General features: G+C 40.8%; 29 protein-coding genes. 20 read left to right on the top strand and 9 right to left on the bottom strand.

Annotation, left to right across the window (positions count from 1 at the left end; all coding sequences use genetic code 11):
* Positions 1–6: 6 nt before the first annotated feature.
* From rpsJ to rpsQ, 11 genes are read left to right on the top strand one after another with little or no spacing between them, the layout of a single operon-like run.
* Positions 7–318, top strand: a complete 312-nt coding sequence (rpsJ, locus tag EMK97_RS08870) for a 30S ribosomal protein S10 (protein ID WP_130601364.1) — start codon at positions 7–9, stop codon at positions 316–318.
* A gap of 15 nt (positions 319–333) precedes the next feature.
* A complete protein-coding gene (rplC, locus tag EMK97_RS08865) occupies positions 334–972 on the top strand; it encodes a 50S ribosomal protein L3 (protein WP_130601362.1) in 639 nt (212 codons plus the stop codon).
* A gap of 15 nt (positions 973–987) precedes the next feature.
* Positions 988–1,593 (top strand): 50S ribosomal protein L4, encoded by a 606-nt coding sequence (gene rplD, locus EMK97_RS08860; RefSeq protein ID WP_130601360.1) that lies wholly within the window; start codon positions 988–990, stop codon positions 1,591–1,593.
* The gene (rplW, locus tag EMK97_RS08855; RefSeq protein ID WP_130601358.1) at positions 1,590–1,892 is read left to right on the top strand and encodes a 50S ribosomal protein L23; all 303 of its coding nucleotides are present in this window, start codon (positions 1,590–1,592) and stop codon (positions 1,890–1,892) included. The genes rplD and rplW overlap by 4 nt, the downstream gene beginning before the upstream one ends.
* A gap of 11 nt (positions 1,893–1,903) precedes the next feature.
* Positions 1,904–2,728, top strand: coding sequence for a 50S ribosomal protein L2 (rplB, locus tag EMK97_RS08850; protein ID WP_130601356.1), 825 nt, complete (start codon positions 1,904–1,906; stop codon positions 2,726–2,728).
* 35 nt (positions 2,729–2,763) lie between these two features.
* On the top strand, positions 2,764–3,039 hold the full coding sequence (gene rpsS / locus EMK97_RS08845) for a 30S ribosomal protein S19 (protein ID WP_118958503.1): 276 nt from the start codon (positions 2,764–2,766) through the stop codon (positions 3,037–3,039).
* Between the two features lie 11 nt (positions 3,040–3,050).
* A complete protein-coding gene (rplV, locus tag EMK97_RS08840) occupies positions 3,051–3,383 on the top strand; it encodes a 50S ribosomal protein L22 (RefSeq protein ID WP_130601354.1) in 333 nt (110 codons plus the stop codon).
* A gap of 11 nt (positions 3,384–3,394) precedes the next feature.
* Positions 3,395–4,090 (top strand): 30S ribosomal protein S3, encoded by a 696-nt coding sequence (rpsC, locus tag EMK97_RS08835; RefSeq protein ID WP_130601352.1) that lies wholly within the window; start codon positions 3,395–3,397, stop codon positions 4,088–4,090.
* A 12-nt stretch (positions 4,091–4,102) separates the two neighbouring features.
* Positions 4,103–4,516 carry a 50S ribosomal protein L16 gene (gene rplP / locus EMK97_RS08830; RefSeq protein WP_130601350.1) on the top strand — a complete coding sequence of 138 codons (414 nt, stop codon included), beginning with the start codon at positions 4,103–4,105 and terminating at the stop codon, positions 4,514–4,516.
* Positions 4,516–4,707 carry a 50S ribosomal protein L29 gene (rpmC, locus tag EMK97_RS08825; RefSeq protein WP_130601348.1) on the top strand — a complete coding sequence of 64 codons (192 nt, stop codon included), beginning with the start codon at positions 4,516–4,518 and terminating at the stop codon, positions 4,705–4,707. The genes rplP and rpmC overlap by 1 nt, the downstream gene beginning before the upstream one ends.
* Positions 4,707–4,967: a 30S ribosomal protein S17 gene (rpsQ, locus tag EMK97_RS08820; protein WP_130601346.1), complete on the top strand. Its 261-nt coding sequence runs from the start codon at positions 4,707–4,709 to the stop codon at positions 4,965–4,967. The genes rpmC and rpsQ overlap by 1 nt, the downstream gene beginning before the upstream one ends.
* Positions 4,968–5,101: 134 nt before the next feature.
* Here the strand turns inward: rpsQ and EMK97_RS08815 are convergent, their stop codons facing one another.
* Both EMK97_RS08815 and EMK97_RS08810 read right to left on the bottom strand, forming a co-directional pair.
* Entirely contained in the window at positions 5,102–5,551 is a 450-nt protein-coding gene (locus EMK97_RS08815; protein WP_130601344.1) for an REP-associated tyrosine transposase, read from the bottom strand.
* 35 nt (positions 5,552–5,586) lie between these two features.
* Complete coding sequence (locus EMK97_RS08810) at positions 5,587–6,345, bottom strand: hypothetical protein (protein WP_130601342.1); 759 nt, start codon at positions 6,343–6,345, stop codon at positions 5,587–5,589.
* 41 nt (positions 6,346–6,386) lie between these two features.
* Between EMK97_RS08810 and EMK97_RS08805 the strand changes: the two genes are divergently transcribed.
* The 5 genes from EMK97_RS08805 to EMK97_RS08785 all read left to right on the top strand — a co-directional run bounded on the left by EMK97_RS08805 (position 6,387) and on the right by EMK97_RS08785 (position 9,875).
* A complete protein-coding gene (locus tag EMK97_RS08805; RefSeq protein WP_130601340.1) occupies positions 6,387–7,283 on the top strand; it encodes a bifunctional GNAT family N-acetyltransferase/hotdog fold thioesterase in 897 nt (298 codons plus the stop codon).
* Between the two features lie 9 nt (positions 7,284–7,292).
* The gene (locus EMK97_RS08800; protein ID WP_130601338.1) at positions 7,293–7,802 is read left to right on the top strand and encodes a nuclear transport factor 2 family protein; all 510 of its coding nucleotides are present in this window, start codon (positions 7,293–7,295) and stop codon (positions 7,800–7,802) included.
* Positions 7,789–8,640, top strand: coding sequence for an NAD-dependent epimerase/dehydratase family protein (locus EMK97_RS08795; RefSeq protein ID WP_130601336.1), 852 nt, complete (start codon positions 7,789–7,791; stop codon positions 8,638–8,640). Before EMK97_RS08800 ends, EMK97_RS08795 begins: the two co-directional genes overlap by 14 nt.
* A gap of 93 nt (positions 8,641–8,733) precedes the next feature.
* Complete coding sequence (locus EMK97_RS08790) at positions 8,734–8,943, top strand: hypothetical protein (protein ID WP_130601334.1); 210 nt, start codon at positions 8,734–8,736, stop codon at positions 8,941–8,943.
* Positions 8,943–9,875: a tRNA-dihydrouridine synthase gene (locus tag EMK97_RS08785; protein WP_130601332.1), complete on the top strand. Its 933-nt coding sequence runs from the start codon at positions 8,943–8,945 to the stop codon at positions 9,873–9,875. The genes EMK97_RS08790 and EMK97_RS08785 overlap by 1 nt, the downstream gene beginning before the upstream one ends.
* A 2-nt stretch (positions 9,876–9,877) precedes the next feature.
* Here EMK97_RS08785 and hutC read toward each other — a convergent pair whose 3' ends face one another.
* Positions 9,878–10,606, bottom strand: a complete 729-nt coding sequence (gene hutC / locus EMK97_RS08780) for a histidine utilization transcriptional repressor HutC (protein WP_130601330.1) — start codon at positions 10,604–10,606, stop codon at positions 9,878–9,880.
* 137 nt (positions 10,607–10,743) lie between these two features.
* On the opposite strand from hutC, the gene hutI reads away from it, so the two are divergent.
* On the top strand, positions 10,744–11,979 hold the full coding sequence (gene hutI, locus EMK97_RS08775; RefSeq protein ID WP_130601328.1) for an imidazolonepropionase: 1,236 nt from the start codon (positions 10,744–10,746) through the stop codon (positions 11,977–11,979).
* Positions 11,980–12,030: 51 nt separating this feature from the next.
* Here hutI and EMK97_RS08770 read toward each other — a convergent pair whose 3' ends face one another.
* Positions 12,031–13,053, bottom strand: a complete 1,023-nt coding sequence (locus EMK97_RS08770) for a DUF4382 domain-containing protein (RefSeq protein WP_130601326.1) — start codon at positions 13,051–13,053, stop codon at positions 12,031–12,033.
* 209 nt (positions 13,054–13,262) lie between these two features.
* Here EMK97_RS08770 and EMK97_RS08765 point away from each other — a divergent pair, with 209 nt between their 5' ends.
* Positions 13,263–14,408: a membrane dipeptidase gene (locus tag EMK97_RS08765; RefSeq protein ID WP_130601324.1), complete on the top strand. Its 1,146-nt coding sequence runs from the start codon at positions 13,263–13,265 to the stop codon at positions 14,406–14,408.
* Here the strand turns inward: EMK97_RS08765 and EMK97_RS08760 are convergent.
* The gene (locus tag EMK97_RS08760; protein WP_130601322.1) at positions 14,405–15,118 is read right to left on the bottom strand and encodes a glycerophosphodiester phosphodiesterase; all 714 of its coding nucleotides are present in this window, start codon (positions 15,116–15,118) and stop codon (positions 14,405–14,407) included. The genes EMK97_RS08765 and EMK97_RS08760 overlap by 4 nt on opposite strands.
* 80 nt (positions 15,119–15,198) lie before the next feature.
* Between EMK97_RS08760 and rluF the strand changes: the two genes are divergently transcribed.
* On the top strand, positions 15,199–16,188 hold the full coding sequence (gene rluF, locus EMK97_RS08755) for a 23S rRNA pseudouridine(2604) synthase RluF (protein ID WP_130601320.1): 990 nt from the start codon (positions 15,199–15,201) through the stop codon (positions 16,186–16,188).
* Between the two features lie 9 nt (positions 16,189–16,197).
* Here the strand turns inward: rluF and EMK97_RS08750 are convergent, their stop codons facing one another.
* Positions 16,198–18,105, bottom strand: coding sequence for an AMP-binding protein (locus EMK97_RS08750; protein WP_130601318.1), 1,908 nt, complete (start codon positions 18,103–18,105; stop codon positions 16,198–16,200).
* 176 nt (positions 18,106–18,281) lie between these two features.
* Between EMK97_RS08750 and EMK97_RS08745 the strand changes: the two genes are divergently transcribed.
* Positions 18,282–20,576: a collagenase gene (locus tag EMK97_RS08745; protein ID WP_130601316.1), complete on the top strand. Its 2,295-nt coding sequence runs from the start codon at positions 18,282–18,284 to the stop codon at positions 20,574–20,576.
* Between the two features lie 243 nt (positions 20,577–20,819).
* Here EMK97_RS08745 and EMK97_RS08740 read toward each other — a convergent pair whose 3' ends face one another.
* From EMK97_RS08740 to EMK97_RS08730, 3 genes are all read right to left on the bottom strand, one after another.
* Complete coding sequence (locus tag EMK97_RS08740; protein WP_425462184.1) at positions 20,820–21,758, bottom strand: spermidine synthase; 939 nt, start codon at positions 21,756–21,758, stop codon at positions 20,820–20,822.
* On the bottom strand, positions 21,751–22,410 hold the full coding sequence (locus tag EMK97_RS08735) for a fused MFS/spermidine synthase (RefSeq protein ID WP_130601314.1): 660 nt from the start codon (positions 22,408–22,410) through the stop codon (positions 21,751–21,753). Before EMK97_RS08735 ends, EMK97_RS08740 begins: the two co-directional genes overlap by 8 nt.
* A gap of 273 nt (positions 22,411–22,683) precedes the next feature.
* Positions 22,684–23,235 (bottom strand): GNAT family N-acetyltransferase, encoded by a 552-nt coding sequence (locus tag EMK97_RS08730; RefSeq protein WP_130601312.1) that lies wholly within the window; start codon positions 23,233–23,235, stop codon positions 22,684–22,686.
* Positions 23,236–23,262 lie beyond the last annotated feature (27 nt).

Here is a 23,262-nt window from a genome sequence, read left to right as displayed (position 1 = left end):
TGTTTCATGACAAATCAAAGAATTCGCATTCGTTTGAAAGCGTTCGATCATCGTTTGATTGATCAATCTACAGCAGAAATCGTTGATACTGCAAAGCGTACTGGCGCACAGGTTCGTGGTCCTATTCCACTTCCTACTCGCAAAGAACGTTTTACAGTTTTGATTTCTCCACACGTTAACAAAGATGCGCGAGATCAGTACGAAATTCGTACTCACAAACGCATGATTGATATCGTTGAACCAACTGAAAAGACTGTAGACGCTTTAATGCGTTTAGATCTTGCAGCTGGTGTTGACGTTCAAATCAGCTTGGGTTAATAGGGGGTTTTAACAATGACTATAGGTCTAGTTGGACGTAAAGTGGGTATGACTCGCATCTTCACTGAAGATGGTGTTTCTACTCCTGTTACAGTTCTAGAAGTTGAAGCGAACCGTGTTGCTCAGGTTAAAACTGTAGACAACGATGGTTATTCAGCACTACAAGTTACTACGGGTGTTCGTAAAGCAAGCCGTGTTAACAAACCAGCTGCGGGACATTTCGCGAAAGCAGGTATCGAAGCAGGCCGTGGCTTGTGGGAATTCCGTTTAAACGAAAATGAAGGTGAAGGTCTTGAAGCTGGCAGTGAAATCACTGTTGAGTTATTCAATGACACTAAATTAGTTGACGTAACTGGCACCTCAAAAGGTAAAGGTTTCCAAGGTGGTATCAAGCGCTGGAACTTCAGCATGCAAGACGCTACTCACGGTAACTCGATCTCTCACCGTTCAAACGGTTCGATCGGTCAGTGTCAAACACCAGGTCGTGTTTTCAAAGGCAAAAAAATGTCTGGTCACATGGGTGCTGCGAAAGTTACTACGCAAAACCTTGAATTGGTTCGCGTTGATGCAGAACGTAACTTGCTTCTTATCAAAGGTGCAGTTCCGGGTGCTATCAATGGCAACGTAATCATCAAACCAGCTGTTAAAGCCTAGTCCAGGAGATTTGTGATGGAATTATCATTAAAAGACGCATCAGGCGCTCTTGAAGTTTCTGAAGCAACTTTTGGACGTGAGTTTAATGAAGCTTTAGTACACCAAGTAGTAGTTGCATACGCAGCTGGTGCTCGTCAAGGTACTCGTGCTCAAAAGACTCGCTCAGAAGTTAGCGGCGGTGGCAAGAAGCCATGGCGTCAAAAAGGTACTGGCCGTGCACGTGCTGGTACAACTCGTGGTCCAATCTGGCGTTCTGGTGGCGTAACTTTCGCTGCTAAACCTCAAGATCACAGCCAAAAAGTTAACCGTAAAATGTACCGTGGTGCTATTGCTAGCATCCTTTCTGAACTAGTACGTCAAGAGCGTTTAGTTGTAGTAAATGAATTTGCGGTAGAAACGCCTAAAACTAAAGACTTAGTTGCTAAGTTAAAAGGTTTAGAGCTTAAAGACGTATTGATTGTAACGAAAGAAGTTGATGAGAACTTATTCTTATCTGCACGTAACTTATACAAAGTTGACGTTCGTGACGTTGCAGCAATCGACCCAGTAAGCTTAGTAGGTTTCGAAAAAGTTTTAATCACTGCTGATGCAGTAAAAGAAATTGAGGGGATTTTAGCATGATAAGCGAAGAACGTTTGTTAAAAGTGCTTTTAGCACCGAATATTTCTGAAAAGAGCACTATGGCTGCTGAAGCTAACAACACTGTTGTTTTCAAAGTTGCTACTACTGCTACTAAAGCTGAAATCAAAGCCGCTGTAGAGAAGCTTTTTGAAGTTTCTGTTGAAGGTGTTCGTACACTTAATGTTAAGGGTAAAACAAAACGTACTGGTGCTCGTTTTGGTCGTCGTAGCGACTGGAAGAAAGCTTACGTTACTCTTGCTGAAGGTAGCGACATCGACTTCGTTGGCTCAGAGCAATAGGAGATAGAATAATGGCTATCGTAAAATGTAAACCTACTTCTCCGGGTCGTCGTCACCTAGTTAAAGTGGTAAACAAAGACCTTCATAAAGGTAAGCCTTACGCTCCATTACTTGACACTAAGTCTAAGTCTGGTGGTCGTAACAATACTGGTCGTATTACAGTTCGTCACGTTGGTGGTGGTCACAAGCACCATTATCGTATGATCGACTTTAAACGTACTAAAGATGGTATCCCTGCAAAAGTTGAGCGTTTGGAATATGATCCAAACCGTAGTGCTAACATCGCGTTAGTATTATACGCAGACGGTGAGCGTCGTTACATCTTAGCCCCTAAAGGCTTAAAAGCTGGTGATACGATCCAGTCTGGTGTAGATGCGCCTATCAAAGCAGGTAACACAATGCCACTTCGCAACACGCCATTAGGTAGTGTTGTTCACGCAATCGAACTTAAGCCAGGCAAGGGCGCGCAAATTGCACGTGCTGCTGGTACTTACGCACAATTAGTTGCGAAAGACGGTGCTTATGTAACTTTACGTCTTCGCTCTGGTGAAATGCGCAAAGTTGAAGCCGATTGTCGTGCTACTTTAGGTGAAATCGGCAACGCTGAACACATGCTTCGCTCTTTAGGTAAAGCTGGTGCTTCACGCTGGCGCGGTGTTCGCCCAACCGTTCGTGGTGTTGCTATGAACCCGGTTGACCATCCACACGGTGGTGGTGAAGGTAAAACTTCTGGCGGTCGTCACCCGGTATCACCTTGGGGTGTACCAACTAAGGGTTACAAGACTCGTAAGAACAAGCGTACAGATAAATTTATCGTACGTCGTCGTACTAAGTAATTAGTACCAATTAACTAAATATTTAAGGAATCACCATGCCACGTTCCCTCAAGAAAGGTCCTTTTATTGACCTACACTTGTTGACGAAGGTAGAGAAAGCGGTGGAAAGCGGGAATAAAAAGCCAATTAAAACTTGGTCCCGTCGTTCAATGATCATCCCTAACATGATCGGATTGACCATAGCTGTCCATAATGGCCGTCAACACGTTCCTGTATTTGTTACCGAAGAAATGATCGGTCACAAATTAGGAGAATTTGCACCAACTCGTACTTATCGCGGCCACGTCGTAGATAAGAAAGCTAAGAAGTAAGGGGAAATTAAATGGAAGCTAAAGCTATACATAAATTTGCCCGCGGTTCTGCTCAAAAAGCACGTTTAGTTGCGGATCAAATCCGTGGCGAGCATGTTGAGAAAGCACTTGAAATCTTAACTTACAGCAACAAATCAGCTGCTGTTTTAGTTAAGAAAGTACTTGATTCAGCAATTGCTAACGCTGAGCATAACGAAGGTGCAGACATTGATGAATTATTCGTTAAAACCATTATGGTTGACGATGGTCCAACAATGAAACGTATTAGACCTCGTGCGAAAGGCCGTGCCGATCGTATCATTAAGCGCACAAGTCACATCACTGTGATTGTGTCTGATAGCTAGGAGATATTAGTATGGGTCAAAAAGTACATCCTACCGGTATTCGCTTAGGTATCACTAAACCTTTCGCGTCTACTTGGTTTGCAAGCAGTGCAGACTACGCAAACAACTTAGACGGCGATCACAAGGTTCGCGAATATTTAAAAGAGAAGCTTAAAAAAGCATCATTGTCTAAAGTTGTAATTGAGCGTCCAGCTAAGTCTATCCGCGTAACAATTCACACGGCTCGTCCAGGTGTTGTTATCGGTAAGAAAGGCGAAGACGTAGAGAAATTACGTTTAGCAGTATCTAAAATTGCTGGTGTTCCTGCGCAAATCAACATTGCTGAAGTACGTAAGCCAGAAATGGATGCGCAGCTTGTTGCAGACAGCATCGCTAGTCAATTAGAACGTCGTGTTATGTTCCGTCGCGCTATGAAGCGTGCTGTACAAAACGCTATGCGTTTAGGTGCTAAGGGTATCAAAGTTGAAGTTAGCGGTCGTTTAGGCGGCGCTGATATCGCACGTTCAGAATGGTATCGTGAAGGTCGTGTACCTCTACATACATTACGTGCTGACATCGACTACGCAACTGCGCGTGGCGAAACAACTTACGGTACAATCGGTATTAAAGTTTGGATCTTTAAAGGTGAAGTTATTGGCGGTATGCCTTTACAAGCTGAGCAACCAGCTGCTAAGCCTAAAAGAAAGAACAACCGTAAAGCTAAGTAAGAGGAATAAGTAATGTTACAACCAAAACGTACTAAATTCCGTAAGCAAATGAAACTGCGCAACCGTGGCTTATCGCACACAGGTAGCACAGTTAGCTTCGGTACTTACGGCTTAAAATCGGTTGAACGTGGTCGTATGACTGCGCGCCAAATTGAAGCCGCTCGTCGTGCCATGACTCGTCATGTTAAACGTCAAGGTAAAATCTGGATACGTGTATTCCCTGATAAGCCAATTACTAAGAAGCCTTTAGAGGTTCGTATGGGTAAAGGTAAGGGTTCTGTAGAATATTGGGTATGCCAAATTCTACCTGGTCGTGTTCTTTATGAAATGGAAGGTGTTTCAGAAGAATTAGCGCGTGAAGCATTTGCTTTAGCTGCTGCTAAACTTCCGTTCAAAACAACTTTCGTAACTAGGACGGTAATGTAATGAAAGCTAGCGAACTTAAAGAAAAAAGCATTGAAGAGTTAAATGCTGAATTATTAGAGCTTTTACGCGAGCAGTTTAACTACCGCATGCAAGCAAGCACTGGTCAATTAGCACAAACTCACTTGCTAAGACAAGTACGCCGTAATATCGCGCGTGTTAAGACTATCATAACTGAAAAGGCAGGTAAGTAATGAGCGAAGCAAAAATCCGCACACTACAAGGCGTTGTTATCAGTGACAAAATGGATAAGTCTATCACTGTAATGATCGAGCGTCGCGTTAAGCACCCTATGTACGGTAAATTCATTACGCGTTCAACTAAGTTGAAAGCACATGATGAAGCTAACGTATGTAACGAAGGTGATGTAGTAACAATTCGTGAATGTGCTCCAATTTCTAAGTCTAAATCTTGGACATTGGTAGACGTTGTAGAGAAAGCTAAAGTAATTTAATTTCTCTGCTAGCGAATAGCTACAAGAAAGCCTCTATCTTTTGATAGGGGCTTTTTTTATGCTTGATGTTTGCTGTGTGTCGTAGGGGCGAATTTATTCGCCCAAATGATAATCTTAGGCGAATGAATTCGCCTCTACAGCCATTTGGCATCCCAAAAAGGGTAATAACCTATGTTATCAACGATATGTGCTCTTAATGGGTTAGCAACTATGTATCTTGCTGTTTTAATAATATCTTCTTCATGTCTTATTGCTTGATCATAAAAGCCACGTTGCCAAATACTTCCTGAAGTCCCGTGGTAGCTATTTATTTTTTGACTACTCCGAGCTTTAACTTGCTTTAAAATTACAGAGAGCTCTGCCTTATCATTTAGTGTGAATAACCAATGTAAATGGTCAGGCATTAGCACCCAAGCAAGGTTGTCAACATAGCCATCAGCCTTTGCCAAAGTAATTTCTTCTATAAGTAATCTGGCAATTGAAAATTCTAGAAATAGTGGCTTTCGACCTTTAGTACAACTTGTTACGTGATAGACTTGATTGGCCGCTGAATAGCGCCCCTTGAGCAAGTTATCTCTACTCATAATTACAATTCCTTTTGCATTGATTTTTCCCGAAATTAAACCATTACCCCATGTTGCCAAAACGTTCGCCAACGTTTGTATAACCTTTTAGGTAAATAGCTTTTTTTGTTGTGCTTAACCAGACTGTGAATATTCCACTGTGCTGGGCATAAATGGATAATGATATTTAAGTAATTTGGGATATGAAAATAAACTAATTGATGGTTTGGTAATAACTGCTGTAATGCCGTTAAGGCAATATTAACTTCACTATCACTAGCATCAGGTAAATTCAATGATAGGCAAGTGTGCTGTGCAATTTTGCTCGATATGTGTTGCAGCTGCTCAATGGTATTTTGAAAAGATTGATATTCGTCTTTGTAGATATCGCAGATTAGCCAATCACTGGTTAGTTGCTCATATTGTGATAACCAGCTAATGCCTTCTTGGTTAACTGTGTCTATTGTTATTTTTTCAGGATTAAAATATTGCTCAAAGCAAACTATGACCCGCTGATTAAACTCGACACTGGTGACCTTGATGTTGCCATCTAAATGGCAAAGAAACCTATCTAGATTACCGCCACCAAGGCCTAATTCAGTAACATGCTCAGGGCGAAAAAATAAAAGCGGTAATAAAATTGCGGTTTGATGCGGTAAAGTAAGCTGCCAAGGAATGCGCTTGTTCATAACACTTTGCACTACATCACCAAAAGCAAGCCAACGATAATGGTCGTTTTCTGATACTGATATTGCATCATGCTCTTGGCTTAAATACACTAAGTGCCCTTGGGCGAGATGTTTTGCTAATTGCATGGCATGTAGTAATTAGAATGAGATAAGAGTAAGAATAGCCAATGTACCCTTGTAGATCACCTAAAAATGCAGAAGAGTTTGATAAGTACTATCAATTGCGCTGGCAAGTGTTGCGCAAGCCTTGGCAGCAGGCTAAAGGCTCAGAGCAAGATGAGCTAGAAGGGCAAAGTTTTCACCGTATGATTACAGATAGTCATGGTGAAGCACTTGCCGTTGGCCGCTTAGAAAGAACGGGACAATTTACTGGGCAAATTCGTTATATGGCTGTTAGCCCTGAGGCTCAAGGTAAAGGCTTAGGTAAACAAGTTTTAACAGCATTAGAGCAGCTAGCAATAAGATTAGGTATAAAAGAGCTAGTGTTTAATGCTAGAGAAGCAGCGCTGCCATTTTATCTCGGTTTAGGGTATAGCGAGCAAGGCTATTCACATACCCTGTTTGATGAAATCAAACATTTAAAAATGACAAAAAGCTTAGTTGCTCAGGTCAATGATGACACTGAACTTGTTACTCAGCTTGAGCAGACTTGGCACGATACCATTCCTGTTAGCAAGGCTATGAATATTCAAATTAGCCATTATGATCGCGCTAAACTTATCACGCATTGTGACCCTGAATTTAACAAGAATCTACATAATACTATGTTCGCTGGTAGCATATACACTTTGGCGACATTAACTGGCTGGGGTTGGGTTTACTTGCAACTGGCACAAGAGAAGTTAACGGGTGATATAGTGTTGGCAAATGCTGATATTCGATATCATGCGCCAATTCATGGTATAGCGAATGCTGAAGTTGATTTTGAAGAAGTAAGTGGTGATTTGCAGACTTTAGCTGAGGGCAAAAAAGCTAAGATGGCATTAACCGCTAGGCTCTTTTGTGGTGATAAAGTTGCGGCGACCTTCAATGGTACTTTTTATGTGCTACCAAAATCAAAATAAGGATACCTGATGAAAGTACTAATCCTCATCTTTACACTTTTAATAACGACTAGCTGCTTAGCAACAGACTTTGATGCTAAGCAGGAACGTGAGGCAATAACAAATACGTTAACATCCTTTCATTTAGCGGCAACTAAGGCTGAAGGGGAAAAGTACTTCTCTCTATTAACCGACGATGCAATTTTTTTAGGTACCGATGCTAGTGAACGTTGGAGTAAAACAGAGTTTAAAGCCTTTGCTTTACCTTATTTTAGTCAAGGTAAGGGCTGGGAGTATGTAGCTCAAGAGCGCAATATTAGCTTTACTCCCGCGAACAATATCGCCTTTTTTGATGAATTATTGTTTAACAAAAATTATGGTCTTTGCCGAGGCTCTGGTGTGCTGGTTAAAACTGCTCAAGGTTGGAAAATCAGTCAATATAATTTAGCGGTAATGTTGCCTAATGCTATTGCAAAAGATATTAGCAAACAAATACAAGCCTACCAAATCAAGGTAAATAAAAGCAATGAAAGCAAATAGTACTAATTTAAGTGATAGCTTGGGCATTGTTGGTTGTGGTTGGGTTGGTAAGCCATTGGCTGAGCAGTTACTACAACAGCAATTTAGTGTTGTTGTTACCAGTAGTCGGGCTGATAATGTTGCTAAGCTAATCGATAAAGGCTTAACTGCTGAGCAGTTACACTTACCTTGTTCACAAGAAGAGCTTGTAGATAAGAAGGTGTTTGCGCAACAGACGCTCTTGATTGCGATAACACCATTATTTAGGCAAGGCAGAACAGATTATGCCGATAAGGTTAAAGCGCTCGTTCAGGCTGCAAAAGCTCAAGGTAAAGTTAAGCGACTGATTTTATTAAGCTCATCTGCGGTATATAACGGCCTAGTTGGTGAAGTGACAGAAGCTAGTCAATTAGATTTAACCGCTGATAAAGTGGCGATATTACAGCAAGCAGAGCAAGAAGTACTTAGCTTTAGTGCTAACTCTGTTGTCATGAGGTTGGCTGGCTTAGTTGGGCCTGAGCGCCACCCAGGCAATTTTTTACGCAAGAAACTACAAAGTAATAACAATGTCTTTCATGATGGTCATGCTCACGTTAATTTGATTCATCAGGCCGATGTTGTTGGGCTGCTTTTAGCCATACTGCAACATGGAAATTTAGGTGGCATTTACAACGGTGTTAGTGAAACTAATGCCAGCAAGCAAATGTATTACCAAACAGCAGCTAAGTCGATTGGTTTACCTGTGCCGGAGTTTGCAGTCCCGGAAAACATAGCAGCAAGTAAAGTTGTGCTGGGAGATAAAGCAAGGCGCGATTTTAATTATCAATTTGTTTACCCTGACTTGTTAGCTTGGTTATAATAGTAATCCTGCGCTTAGTTGCTATAGCTATAACTCTCGGACACTTCGTTGAAATCTTACCTTGCTAATATCATTGCTCGCCACCAGAAAAAGATGCTGTTTGCTATTTTTTGGCTGCATGTGTCTTTGCTCGATTTTATTAATGTTTCCCAGCGCGGTTCATTATTTCTTTGGCAAGAAAATTTACAAATTAAACCGATTGTCTTGCACATTGTTATCGCTGCTAGCGCACTAGCTTTTTATATTTTAATAAGCTGGCTTTTTGCAAAACTTTCTCAATTATCTGAACGAGCTAAAAGCTAATGCGTGTAATTTTAGCGCCGATGGAAGGCGTACTTGATCATTTAATGCGTGATTTACTCACTCAAGTTGGCGGCTATGACCTATGCGTAACCGAGTTTGTTCGTGTGGTTGATCAGGTTATTGCTGATAGAGGCTTTTATCGCTTATGCCCTGAATTAAAACATGCGGGTGTCTATGGCTGCACTACGCGCTCTGGCACGCCCGTTCGAGTTCAGTTGTTAGGGCAACATCCAGAGTATTTGGCTGAAAATGCGGTAAAAGCAATTGAGCTTGGTTCAAATGGTATAGATCTTAATTTTGGCTGCCCGGCGAAAACAGTGAACAAAAGTCGTGGTGGCGCTATTTTGCTTAAAGATCCTGACAACCTGTATCGTATTATATCTGCTGTTAAGCAAGCTGTGCCTAAAGATGCGATTGTTAGCGCTAAAATTCGACTTGGCTATGAAGATAAATCATTGGCAATTGAAAATGCACAGGCGGTAGAAAGTGCCGGAGCTAATGAGTTAACTGTACATGCCCGTACTAAATTGGAAGGTTATAAGCCACCTGCACACTGGCAGTGGATAGCAAAAATTAAGGATGAAATTGCCATTCCTGTTATTGCTAACGGTGAAATTTGGGGCTTGGCTGATGCGCTTAAATGCCGTGAAGTATCACAATGTGCTGACATTATGGTGGGTAGAGGCGCATTGGCTATGCCAAACTTAGCGAAGGTCATTAAGCAAGAAAGTGCTGTTATGCCTTGGCAAGACGTTCGGGCATTATTGGCAAAATATACTGAATATGAAACTTACGGCGCTAAAAGCAAATACTATCCTAACCGCATTAAGCAATGGCTGAAATATTTAAAACTGCAATACCCGCAGGCTGAAGCGCTTTTTCAAGAGATCAGAACGCTAAAAACCGCAACCGATATTACAGCGGCTCTATAACGCTAGAATTTTAAATGACTGCCGAGTCGGTATTTATTTCCTGGTGACGTCAATATCGCCACACTAACGACACCTTGTTTTGACCAAGTTCTACGCTTTACTTGTAGGCAAGGGGCACTCGTCTCTATTTTCAATAAGTCACATATTTCAGCTGATGTTAATACCGCTTCTACTTCATGCGTTGCTTCGGTTAATGGTGCAACTGAAGATAAGTATTCATGTGGCGTGATTTCAGTAAAGGTTTGTAATAAATACTCTGGTACTAGCTTAGCATTGACGTAACGTTGCTCTAACTGAATAGGCTGATTATCTTCAAAATGTAAAATTTGCGAAAAGTAAGCGTGCTCACTGCTTTTTAGGTTCAGTAAAATGGCAATTTCTTCTGTTACCGCAACAGATTTAAGCATTAATTGCTTGGCGTGATGTTTATGACCACGTTCGCTAATTTCATCGCTAATATTACGGATTTCAAGTAATGATGATTGTGACTTAAAGGTTGCGACAAAAGTACCTGAGCCTTGAGAGCGAACTAAAATTCCTTGCTCGGTTAACTCTTGTAGTGCTCGCCTTGCCGTCATACGGCTGACGTCAAATTTCTGGGTTAGTTCATTTTCTGAAGGGACTTTTGAATGTTGAGGCCAATTACCTGATTCAATATTTTCACAAATATATTGCTTAATCACTGTGTATTTAGCTGGCTTGTTATTTTTAGTCGACACTGAATTACTCATAGCTAGGTTTTTTATCAGTTTTATTCTACATTCTCACAGTTTTACCACGGGTGCAATAGTTGTATATACAAGCTTGATTAATTACCTGTCCTTAGGTAGAGTTAATGCTATTAAGAGAGCAATATTGATGGCAATTTATGACAACTACTAAGCAAGAATGGCAGACTCTGTGGGTAAATGTAAACATAGCAACTATGTCTGATGCTGGCAATAGTTACGGTGAAATTAAGGCGGCTGCTTTAGCCGTTGCAAATGGAAAAATTGCTTGGCTTGGCAAGCAAGCGGATCTACCTGATTTTGATGACAACAAAACACAAGTGATTGACGGTCAGGGTCAATGGTTAACACCTGGATTAATTGATTGTCATACTCATCTTATTTACGGTGGCAATCGTGCCAATGAATTTGAAATGCGCTTGCAAGGCAAGAGTTATCAAGAAATTGCCGAGGCTGGCGGTGGTATAGTCTCAACCGTTAAAGCAACACGAGAGGCCAGCAAAGACCAGCTATTAGCCAGTGCTTTACCGCGTTTAACTGCCCTGCACCAGCAAGGTGTAACTACCTTAGAAATTAAATCAGGTTACGGCTTAGATACTGAAACCGAAATAAAAATGCTTGAGGTTGCAGGTACGTTGGCTGAGAAACTGCCGGTGACTATTAAACGTACCTTTTTAGGTGCGCATGCGCTACCTGTTGAATATAAAGATAACCCAGAAGCTTACGTTGATTTAGTATGCAATGAAATGATGCCGCTTGTGGCTAAACGCCAATTAGCTGATACCGTGGATGTGTTTTGTGAAAACATTGGCTTTAACTTAAGCCAGACTGAACGAGTTTTTGCTAGTGCGCAAAAGCATGGCCTGGCAATTAAAGTGCATGCTGAGCAATTATCAGATTTAGGTGGCACTGAATTAGCGGCTAAATATAGCGCTAAATCATCTGATCATGTTGAGTTTTTGTCAAACCAAGGTATTGCCGCCATGAAACAAGCTGATATGACAGCTGTTTTATTACCGGGTGCTTTTTACTTTTTACGTGAAACGCAACTACCACCTATTACTCAGTTGCGAGAGCAAGGCGTGGCAATGGCCATTGCTACGGATGCCAACCCAGGATCATCACCAATTTGTTCTATTCAACTCATGCTTAATATGGCGTGTACCTTATTTAGATTAACACCAGCAGAAGCTTTAGCTGGCGTTACCTGCCATGCGGCAAAAGCATTAGATTTAAGCGATAAAAAAGGCATATTGGCTGTAGGTTATGATGCAGATATTGCCCAGTGGAATATCACTCAGCCAGCAGAGCTGTGCTACCAGTTTGGTGTGAATCCGCTAACTTCGTTAATAAAAGCGGGTAAAAAAGTATTATAATGACCAGACTAAAAAGGTGAGCAATGTAGTTATTGCTCACCTTTTTTGTGGTTAACTTTCTGTAAAGTTTTGTTCTAATTCACCAGCAGCTTCAATAGTAACTGTATGAATTTGCTGATCAGGATTAGCAATTTTGATTTGGTCATAACTATCAGAGTCATCACCGACAGCGCTACAAGAAAACGCTAAGGTATATTCGCCCGCAGGCAAGTGGGCAAAGTTATAACGATAGCTTTCGCCGTCAAAAGTTATCGAGTCAGAGGCATAAGGTTTGGTGACACCTGTTATATCATTTGTTTGCTCTTCTTCTGGGTCAAACTCGTCACCTAATATTGCACCTTCAGCTGGTATGCCTTGGTAGATGTAAACAATTTTGCCATGGTCCGTATCAGGTGCGAATACGGTTTCACAGTTTTCTCCTGCGGTGAGTAAATTCACATCTACTGTACCTGATACCTTACCAACTAAGTCACTATTTACGATGCGAACACCGTGCGGTTTTAAATTATATGAAGCACCATTAGCGGTAGAAACTAGTGAAGAGCGCAAATTAAATTCTATGGTAAATGCTTGCTCTGTCTCTTCTGAAATAGTTATAGCGCCTAGCCTTAATTTATTGCTTGGGGTTTTTAACGGTTTGTCACCATCACTGTCAACTACCCAACAAGCGCTAGTATCGCCATTTTGATTCTGTGGGCAGTCTAATGTATTGATAACTAGGCTTTTATACTCGCCAGCAGGTACTTCAACACTATCAATAATAAGTTTTTGTTCACCATCTTGATAGTTCATCAAGTCGATAGTCATGGCAGTTGGTTCACCATTTTCATCGAGTAATGGTAATTCTAGGCCTGAGTTATCATCGTCATTATCATCAGCTGACTTTAAGGTGATAGAGTTGAAGGTAACATTAACTGAAGTAACAGAATCAGCCGGAGCATCAGCAACAAAAAATGTCACTAAAGGTGTAGCTGTTGGCTCAGGTAGTACGTCGGGGTTATTTTCTTGTTCGCTACTACTACCTCCGCATGCAGATAATAATAAACAAGTAGATATAATGGCAAAGGTGCGCATGGCAGGCTCCTAATAAAACTTTGATGGGTGAAAATTTTGTGCATTGTAGCAATAGTTAAAAAATAAAACATAGCTAATTTATTTAGTATAGATGCAGTTATTAACTCTGTAGATTCTTCTTGCAGCAAGAGCTTGCAATTTGGTATCTAACTACTGTTTGGATATGCTATTGTGGCTGTCATAATCAAGATATTAATTGGGATAAACTAATGAATAAACGTGAATTTTTAAAGGCGCTTAGCTCGATGACAGCGGTTGCGGCATTGGGCGCATGTAGCTCTAGCGTATCAATAGCTGAACAAGGTAAGGTCAGTGCTTTAAAAAAACGTCGTTTATACATAGATGGCCTATCCTTTATTCCCAAAGAGCACCTTGATGTTAAAGCGTCAGAGCTTAATGCTTACATTGCTGATATTTCAGATATTGAAGCGATAACAATGGCAGATAGCAGCACTAACTATAAGCGTACCTATAAAGCTTGTATGGCTAGCATTAAAAGGCATCTAAAAAGTATGCAAGAAAATCCCGATGTCTATTTTCTAGCAAGTAAGGGCAGTGATATAGCGCTTGCTAATGAGCTTGATAAATGCGCTGTGTTTCTACAAATTCAAGGTGCAGATTGCGTAGAAGAAGATTTAAACCAGTTAGATGAGTTTTATGATTTGGGTTTGCGGGCGCTGCAACTGACGCATCATTATAATAATGTTTATGCTGGCGGCGCTTTATCAAAAGGAAATATTGGTTTGTCATCACGAGGGCAAGCGCTGATTGAACGCTTAGAGCAAAAACGCATGCTTATTGATTTATCCCATTCATCCGTTGCAAGTGCAGAGCAAACCTTGGCATTAGCAAAAGGGCCTGTTGTGCAAACTCATGGCGCAGCAAGGGCGATTGTTAATAATGCTCGTTGTACGCCAGATCATGTCATTAAAGCCATTGCTGATAGTGGTGGTGTGTTTGGCGTTTTTATGATGTCGTGGTGGTTAACTGATAGTAATGTGCCAAGAGCTGAGGATTATATTAAACATTTAGCTCATATCAAGAATATCGCTGGTGCGCAGGCGGTAGCAATTGCTAATGATTACCCTTTGCGTGGCCATGAAAAAGCACTGGCTAGCGGCAATAATAATGATCTTGCCATTGAGGGTTATAAGTCTTGGTGGCAAAGTAATGGTGACAAAGGTATTTTAGGTTTTGACAAAGACGTTAATCATATTGTTATTCCTGAGCTTAATCATATTAAACGCATGAGAAGTATTGAACACCTGCTTGAGCGAGCTAAATTTACCAGTGATGAAATTGATTTAGTCATGGGAGAAAACTGGCAACGCGTACTGGTTGATATATTAGGCTAACTCGCGCCATTGTCTATTAAGTGGGCGATATGCGCTTTGGTGCGCGTTGGGAAATTAGAGAAAATACCATCTACGCCCATAGCCTTAAGTGCTTTAATATCGTCAAGTTCGTCAACTGTATAAACAAATACTTTTAGGCCGCGCTGATGAGCATCACTGACAAAGTGCTCACTAATAAAATCGACATCTAAATGTACTGAATAGGCATCAAGTTTTTCGGCAAATTTTGCGTATTCAAGTGGGTAGCAGGAAGTTAAGGCGCCAATAGTAAGTTCGCTTCTCTGCTGTTTAATTAAATGTAATAGCCTATGATTGTATGATGAAATCAGTAATTGTTGATGCTCAAAACCATGTGTTGCTTTGGCATTATCTAAGCAATTAAACAGCACTTGAATATCGTTAATACCTTTTAATTCAATATTAACAAGGCATTTATTTGCTGTAAGTTCCAAAACTTCATCTAAGGTTGGAATAACTTCGCCCTTACCGGCATCTAGCGCTCTAAGTTGTTCAAAGCTATAGTGTTTGATCTGACCATTACCTGATGTGGTTCTGTGCAGCCAACGATCGTGAATAACCACTAGTTTATCTTCTACTTGATGGATATCTATTTCAATGCCATCTACATTAGCATCAAGCGCAGTACGAATAGCACGCAAGGTATTTTCTGGTTCAATGCCACTGGCACCGCGGTGTGCAAAAATCAACATAGTAAGCGCCTAAGAAGATACATTAGCGATTGTTTTCTAGTATAATAGCAAATTCACTTTTTAATGAATGCATTAACTTCATGACAGACAATACTTCAGCCACTGGCGGTAAACGTTTAAATAAATATATCAGCGAATCGGGTTTTTGCTCTCGCCGTGGCGCCGATAAACTTATTGAAGAAAACCGCGTGACTATCAATGATAAAGTACCTGAATTAGGTACAAAAGTGTTTGCTGGTGATGTAGTCAAAGTGGATGGTAAGGCAATTGCTGCCAGCAGTGAAGATAAGTCTGATCGCATTTATATTGCTTATAATAAGCCTATTGGCATTACCTGTACCACAGAGCGACATGTTAAAGGTAATATTATTGATGCCATTGGCCATAAAGAACGTATTTTTCCCATTGGCCGTTTAGATAAACCCTCAGAAGGCCTGATCTTTCTAACCAGTGATGGTGATATTGTTAATAAAATATTGCGCGCTGAAAATGCTCACGATAAGGAATACATAGTTACGGTAGACAAGCCAATTAGTGAACGCTTTATTGAGCGTATGTCGCGTGGTGTTCCCATTCTTGGAACTATCACTAAACCCTGTATTGTCAGAGTGAAAAGCCGTTTTGTTTTTACCATTATTTTAACGCAAGGCTTAAACCGACAAATTCGCCGTATGTGTGAATATTTAGGTTATGAAGTAACTAAGTTAAAGCGTTCTAGAATTATGAATGTTGAGCTAGGTAAGCTAAAGCCAGGTCAATGGCGTGATTTAACCGCGAGTGAAATGCAGGAGATCAATCAAGCGGTGGCGCATTCAAGTAAAACAGCTAAGCCTGAGCAAATTGGTAATAGTGTCACTAAAAAGTCGCCACCTGCAAAAAATCAAAAAACACTTGGCTTAAATGATAAACAGCAAGCGCCATCAAGTGCAAATAAGCCAAGTAAAACAAAACGCACTAAGCCACAAGGGCAGGGCAAAGCGCAAAAGCCAATAAAGCCAAAAACTTCTTCAGCGAAGCGCCCCCAAACAGGTAAGCCAGCAAAGCGGGCTAAACTCTCGCTAAAAAAGTAAATTCACTTGTTATGCTGGCGTGAGTTTATCTTGCTTAAACTTGGCGGATAACTCTTTGATCACTTCAGGATCATCTATGGTTGATGGTATGTCTATTTGCTGACCATCAATCATTTGTCTTAAAGTTTTTCGCAATATCTTACCTGAGCGTGTTTTGGGTAAGCGTTCGATAATCAGTAAGTCTTTAAGTGAGGCGATAGCGCCAATATCATCGCGAATTTTTTGTTTAAGCTCTTTCGCAAGCGCTTCATCACTTGCTTCTATGCCATTTTTAATAACCACTAAGCCAAGCGGCACTTGGCCTTTTAATTCACAGTGAATACCAACAACAGCACATTCAGCTACGGCGCTGTGCTCTGCTAGTACTTCTTCCATCTCGCCGGTAGATAACCTGTGGCCGGCAACATTAATAACATCATCGGTGCGCCCCATAATAAATAGGTAACCATCGTCGTCGATAAAGCCACCATCACCTGTTACATAATACCCAGGGTAGGCATTTAAGTAGCCAGATTGAAATCTATCAACATCATTGTAAATTGTTGCTAAACAGCCCGGAGGCATAGGTAATTTGATGGCGACTGTGCCTTGTTGTCCCGCTGCGACTTGCTTACCTTGCGCATCGAGAATTTCAACATTAAAACCTTTTACTGGAAAGCCAGCAGAGCCTGCTTTCGTTGGCAGAGGTTGATACTCACCTGTTTCTTTGCTTAGTGGTGTACTAGCAATAGCCCAGCCTGTTTCAGTTTGCCACCAGTGATCTATTACCGGCAGGTTAGTTTTTTCTTGTAGCCAATAGTAAGTGGCAGGATCTAAGCGCTCACCAGCGAGATACAAGCGTTTTAAATGCGATAAGTCATAATCTTTAATTAACTTACCATCAGGATCTTCTTTCGCTATAGCTCTAAATGCGGTTGGTGCACTGAATAAGGCATTAACTTTATATTCGGCACATACTCGCCAAAAAGCACCCGCATCTGGGGTTTTAATAGGTTTGCCTTCATATAAAATAGTGCTACAACCAGCCATAAGTGGTGCGTAGACAATATAGGAGTGACCAACAACCCAGCCGACATCAGAAGCTGCCCAAAAGGTATCACCAGTTTCCATACCATAGACATTTTTCATACTATAGAGCATAGCTACGGCATGGCCGCCATTATCTCTTACCACGCCTTTAGGTTTACCTGTTGTGCCTGAGGTATAAAGAATATAAAGAGGGTCGGTACTTTTTACTGGCACTGGCGGGATTTCAACGGCAACATCAAATAGGTCTTGCCAATTATGATCTCGCCCTGCAACTAATGACGCTTCAAGCTCTGGTCTTTGGTAAATTATGCAGTTGCTGGGTTTATGGCTGGCGATGTCAATGGCTTGGTCAAGTAATGGCTTATAAGGAATGACTTTACTAATTTCGATTCCACAGCTTGCGCTAACAACTGCCTTAGGCTTGGCATCATCAATACGAACTGCAAGCTCGTTAGCAGCAAAGCCACCAAAAACCACAGAGTGTACAGCGCCAAGTCGAGCACAAGCCAACATGGCAATAGCGGCCTGCGGTATCATTGGCATGTAAATGAGTACACGGTCGCCTTTGCTGACATCTTGTGCTCTTAGTACATCAGCAAACTTTGCTACTTGCTCTTTGAGTTCAAGGTAGGAGAAGGTTAATTTGTTGCCCGTTACTGGCGAATCATAAATCAGTGCGGTTTGCTCGCCGCGACCTTGTTCAATGTGGTAATCAAGCGCTAAGTAACTAGTATTTAACTCGCCGTCGGCAAACCAATCATACCAACCGATGTTATTTGTCGACAATGTTTGTGTGGGGTTAGTAAACCAATTCACTAATTGCGCTTGGCTCTGCCAGTGTTTCTCGTCTTCAATTAAGCCTGTTTTGCTCGTGTTGTCATTGTTCATGAATTTGCCGCTTTAAGTTGCTCTTCGATGTTACTACTTTAGAACTGTCGACAAAATATCGCCATTAGACTTTTGGCTAGTGCTATTTGTTGCTTACTTATTGCTCTACACAGGGTTTTGTTGTTATATTGTGTATTGTATGCAAATTATAACTATTAAAAGCAGAGAGAAACATAATGAAGCATAAATTAAACAAATTAACCCTAGCCATGGCTAGTTCACTTTTCTTAGTTGCCTGTGGTGGCTCTGATAAAAATGGTCCTATGGTCATTGATGACTTGGTAATCAATGAAGTTATCCCATTAGAGGATAGATCAACTCCTATTAATCTGGAAGAAGCTGTTGAGCATATTAACTTAACAGAACAAGCCTTGTACTATGTGGACGTACCTGCTGATTCTGCGACTCTTACGGTTAGCTTTGCAACAGGTCTAGCTAATAAAGAGCTTGGCGATCCTGATGTTTATGTTCGTTATGAAGCAGAGCCTAGCGCAGGTGAAAGTGGCGAGTTTGATTGTGTTTCATATAATGGTCCTAACTGGAGTGAAACCTGTATTTTAGATAACGCTAAAGCAGGTCGTTATTACATTTTAGTGGATGCTTATGATCAAGGTGATGGTGTTGGTGTATCTGATGGTACATTATGGGCATCAACTTCTTTATTTCCAACGGGGAAAGCCTGTGATATTCCAGTGAACCTTCGTGCCCAAGAAATGACAGAAGAAGAATTGTCAGCTGCCTGTGATGTATTAGCTAATACAAAAGTGATATTTGATGAAGTACTTAATGCAGGTATTGCCCCTGAATTCCAGATGCCTGTTGAAGGTGATTTAAATGAATATACTGGTTTTAATATTTTCGCGAATTTAACCAACCACAAAGCTTGGATGGGTTATTTATTTGATAGTGACAATGAGTCAGGTATTTATTACGAAACAGAGCCAACTGAGTTTTATCACAACTCAGAAGTTAATACCTTTAATGCCATTGAGTGGAGTGGTGGTCGCGATGTTATTCGTTCTTTAGCCCATGAATATGTGCACGCCCTAGATGGTCGATATAATAAAGAAGGCGCTTACCGTGCAGATATGGGCTGGTGGTCAGAAGGCTTAGCTGAATATATAGGTACTTACTATCAGCAGCCTTACCAACGCTTTGAAACCTCAGTATGGAGTAACACAAAATATACTCTAGCAGAGATATTTGATCAGCATAATAATGGCGGAACGCCAAGCCCTTATGATTGGGGACAACTTGCGGTAGCCTTTTTACTTGAGAAACACCCTAGTGATGTCACGACTATGCTGACCCATATGCGCGCTGGTGAATGGGATGAACTGAAAGCGCTGCTTAATACTTTTGCGACAAATTATGAAGCAGAGTTTGTTGACTACTATACCAATGAAACACGTGCTCAATATGAAGCTAGTGCGATTGAATTACCACTCAATAGTTATTTAAAAGCGGAAGGTCGTGGCGGTTGGTTATATTCAGTTGATGTAGCTGAAGGTGATACCGATATCACTATTGCGACAACAGGTGGTTCAGGTAATGTTACCTTAATGGCAAGCAAAGATTCGGTTCCTCATTGGAGTTACACTGAATATGCCGATTGTGATACCTATAACGATGGTAATTCAGGTAATGAAGAAACTTGTACTTTTACTAATGTAACACCAGGCACTTATTATGCCTTAGTTGATAGCGGCTTCTCTGGTGCTGATATCGTTGATATGTATATCACGGCGTGTTCAGGTGTTGACTGTGCTGTGGAAGTGCCTGCACAAAAACCACTGCGTGAAATTACTAAACCACAACTGCCTGTTTCAGTTCCTTTACCTGAGCCTGGTACTATTGGTGGTTGTGAGTTAGCGACCGCTTATTATGATAGAACAAGTATTCCTGCTACAGGCTTTAGTGTTACTAACCCAACAGATGTACCCGTTAACTTATATTGGATTAGTACTGATGGTGAAGCGAATTTCGCTAATAAATATGCGACATTAGTCGCTGGAGAAGTTTATTCGGAAGACTTTTGGAGTCAAGGTGATCGCATGATGATTACTGATGCAACGAATAATTGTTTAGGTGTTGCCGTACTTAACAATGAAAACAATGAGTTCACTATTTCTGAAGAACTTGTTGCTGATGTAGTTGAACTTGGACCACCTACAATCGGTAGTTGTGATTTACTTGTGCCGTATGAAAGAACAAATGCAAGTGCTGCTAACTTTAGCGTAACTAATACCACAGATACACCTGTGACACTGCACTGGGTGAGTGATGAAACCGGTCAAATGAGCTTAGGTAGTGACTATGGTACTTTGTTAAATGGTGATTCGTACTCAGCAGATTATTGGGTTGCTGGTGATAGAATGGCGCTAGTTGACTCAAATCAGCAATGTCTGGGGGTTATCGATTTACGTGCCACGGATAATGGCTTTGTTATTGATGACAGCTTGTTTGAATAAGCTTTAAATCAATCTTAACGATTAAGGGCGATAGCTGTGTAGCTATCGCCCTTTTTTATGCTTATCATTTAAGCTTGATACTAGCCTAGCTTTATTATGCATCATATTGATTGAGGCTAGGGTTAAGGTATGGTTGAGGTGAAAAAAGGCAGCAACTGATTGAGTTACTGCCTTTTAAAAGTGGTTGTAAAAGCCAGGTTAGAGGGATTAATTAAAGTGGTTGTAAAAGCCTGGTTAGAGGGATTAATTGGCTTTGGTATTTAATAAATTAGCTGGCGAAAATTGATCGGTTAAAATTTTACTATCATCACGCCAATCTTGATGTGTTTTGGTTGAGTACATATGCGTTGAAAGTTGCTCTGCGTTCACGCCAAATCGCTTAAACAGCTCAAAATAGTGCTCTACATTCGCTTGAGTTAATTGCTCAATATCCGTTAGGTGAGCTTTACTCTCTTGGTTTATCGCCAGTATTACACGGTTGCTGTTGGCGCGATTGCGAACTTGATAAAAGTCGCCAAAAACTGCTTTATAAGTGGCAGATTCAATCTTATAGAGTTTGCTCATTGAAAAGGTATTCGCGGTTAATACTCCGTTATGTGTCAATAAGCCTTTCACTTCTTCTAAGAACTCTTTGGTCATTAAATGTTCGGGAATATAATCACCGTTAAACGCATCTAAAATAATCCAATCGTATTGTTGTTTTTTCAGTAGCGCTCTTTTGACAAAAACACGACCATCTTGGCTATGCGTTTTTATGGTATCGTTTTCAAAAAAACTAAAGTATTCACGCGCTACTTTAATAACACTTTCGTCTATTTCAACATTATCGATATGACTTTCAGGAAGTAACTGATGCAATGTGTTAGACATAGTGCCGCCACCTAAGCCAATAATTAAAATGCGCTTTGGCTCAGGGTTCACCAGTAGGCTGGTCATCAGTAGTTTAGTGTAGTTAAAGAATAATCTGTCCGGCTCGCTTTTTAAAAAACAGCTTTGTTGGGTTTTATTGCTTTTGACATTGAACTTTAAGCAGCGTAAATCGCCATGATCTTCCACTAAAATATTACGATAAAGTGAGCGTTCACTGTGAATTACTTTGGCATTAACAGAAGCACTGGTTAGGCTGAGAAAAAGTAAACTCATCAGCGCCAGTAGGGTATTGTGCATCATAGAATTAAGCATGATTCACTCCTTCTTGGCTTGCGGTGATTTTACTTGTTACGGTTAATTTAGACACAGCCACAGCAATTAGACCAAGCATGCCAAGTAGTAAGCTAAAGCTAATAATAATGGTGTCGACATCAAACCAGAGTACAAAGTAGAACGAGGTGATAATAGTGCCTAATGCGCTACCTAATGTTGAAACAAAATAAAGCTTTCCTGCCACTTGGCCGCTTTCATTTGATGTGGTCACTAAAAGGCGTACTGAGTAGGGTGATAACATGCCAAGGAATATTGTTGGAATAAAGAACAGGCAAGTAGCAGCAACTAAAGAGCCGTATCTAGAATCTTCAATGGCAAGAAATACCGTTTCCATTAACCACTGGCTAGAAGTGACAATAGGCAAAATGGTGATACTGGCGATAATAAAGATTAAACCATAGCGGGCTAGTGATGCTGATTTAGTGGATAGCTTTCCACCTAGTAAATACCCCAGTGATAAACTGAGCATAAATACGGTAATAATACTGCCCCAAATATGGACACTACTGCCAAAAAATGGTGCCAGTATTCTGCCAGCAAGTAATTCTATCCCCATAATAGAAAAACCGCTGGTAAAGGCTAGTAGGTAAATAAATGGGTTGCGCCATGCATTAGCTTTTGTTGTTGTCATTTTTGTCCTTAATTATTTTTGTTATCAGGCTATCTTAGCTTGTCGCTGCTAATGACGCTAGTAGCTAAATCTTTCAATAGGGCAGGTTAGTTGAGTTAAGGAGAGTAAGCTGCGTGTTTAAAGGGGTTACAGGGAAGGAGGGAGAAAAATAGCAGGTAATTATATTGCCTTCTTTTGTGTAAAAGCTTTTGATGTAAAAGGTGTTTGCTGTAAAAGCTTTTGTAGTATGAAGTATATATAAAAAAGGATGGTAATTGACCATCCTTTCTCTTGCTATACTGGCATTTGATAAAACACTAACTCTGTTTCACCAAGTGGGTCTTGATGAAGCGCTTTTTTGATAAATTTCATGCCTAGCTTTTTCATTATATTGATAGAGCCGAGGTTTTCTTCTACGGCAATCGCTGATAAGTAATCAATATTAGTTTGCGCAATTAAGGCATCTTTGATGGCCATTGCTGCTTCGCTTGCATAACCTTTGCCCCAAGTCTTTTGGAAAAAACGCCAGCCAAGCTCGATATCTTTTTCATGAGCAGCTTTAATTGCAGCATCTTCATTAAAGAATTCCATCGGCCTAACCAAAATCCAACCTAAGTATTCTTGCGTGCTTTTATCTGATACTTGCCATATGCCCCAGCCTTGTTCAGGATTAGTATATTTAGCCATACGCGGTAAAAAGATAGTATTAATATCATCCATGGTGTTAATTTTACCACCGCTGACATATTTCATTACCTCAGGGTCTTGATCCAGCTGCCATAACAATTTGCCATCATTTTGATCAAATAAACGAAAACTTAATCGTTCTGAGTCTGCTACATGCATATTTATTCTCCTTATTATTGGCTAAAT

The organism is Litorilituus sediminis (genome assembly GCF_004295665.1).
GTDB classification, from domain to species: domain Bacteria; phylum Pseudomonadota; class Gammaproteobacteria; order Enterobacterales; family Alteromonadaceae; genus Colwellia; species Colwellia sediminis.
The sequence above is the reverse complement of the archived record's forward strand: the minus strand, read 5'-3'. Positions and strand labels throughout refer to the sequence as shown.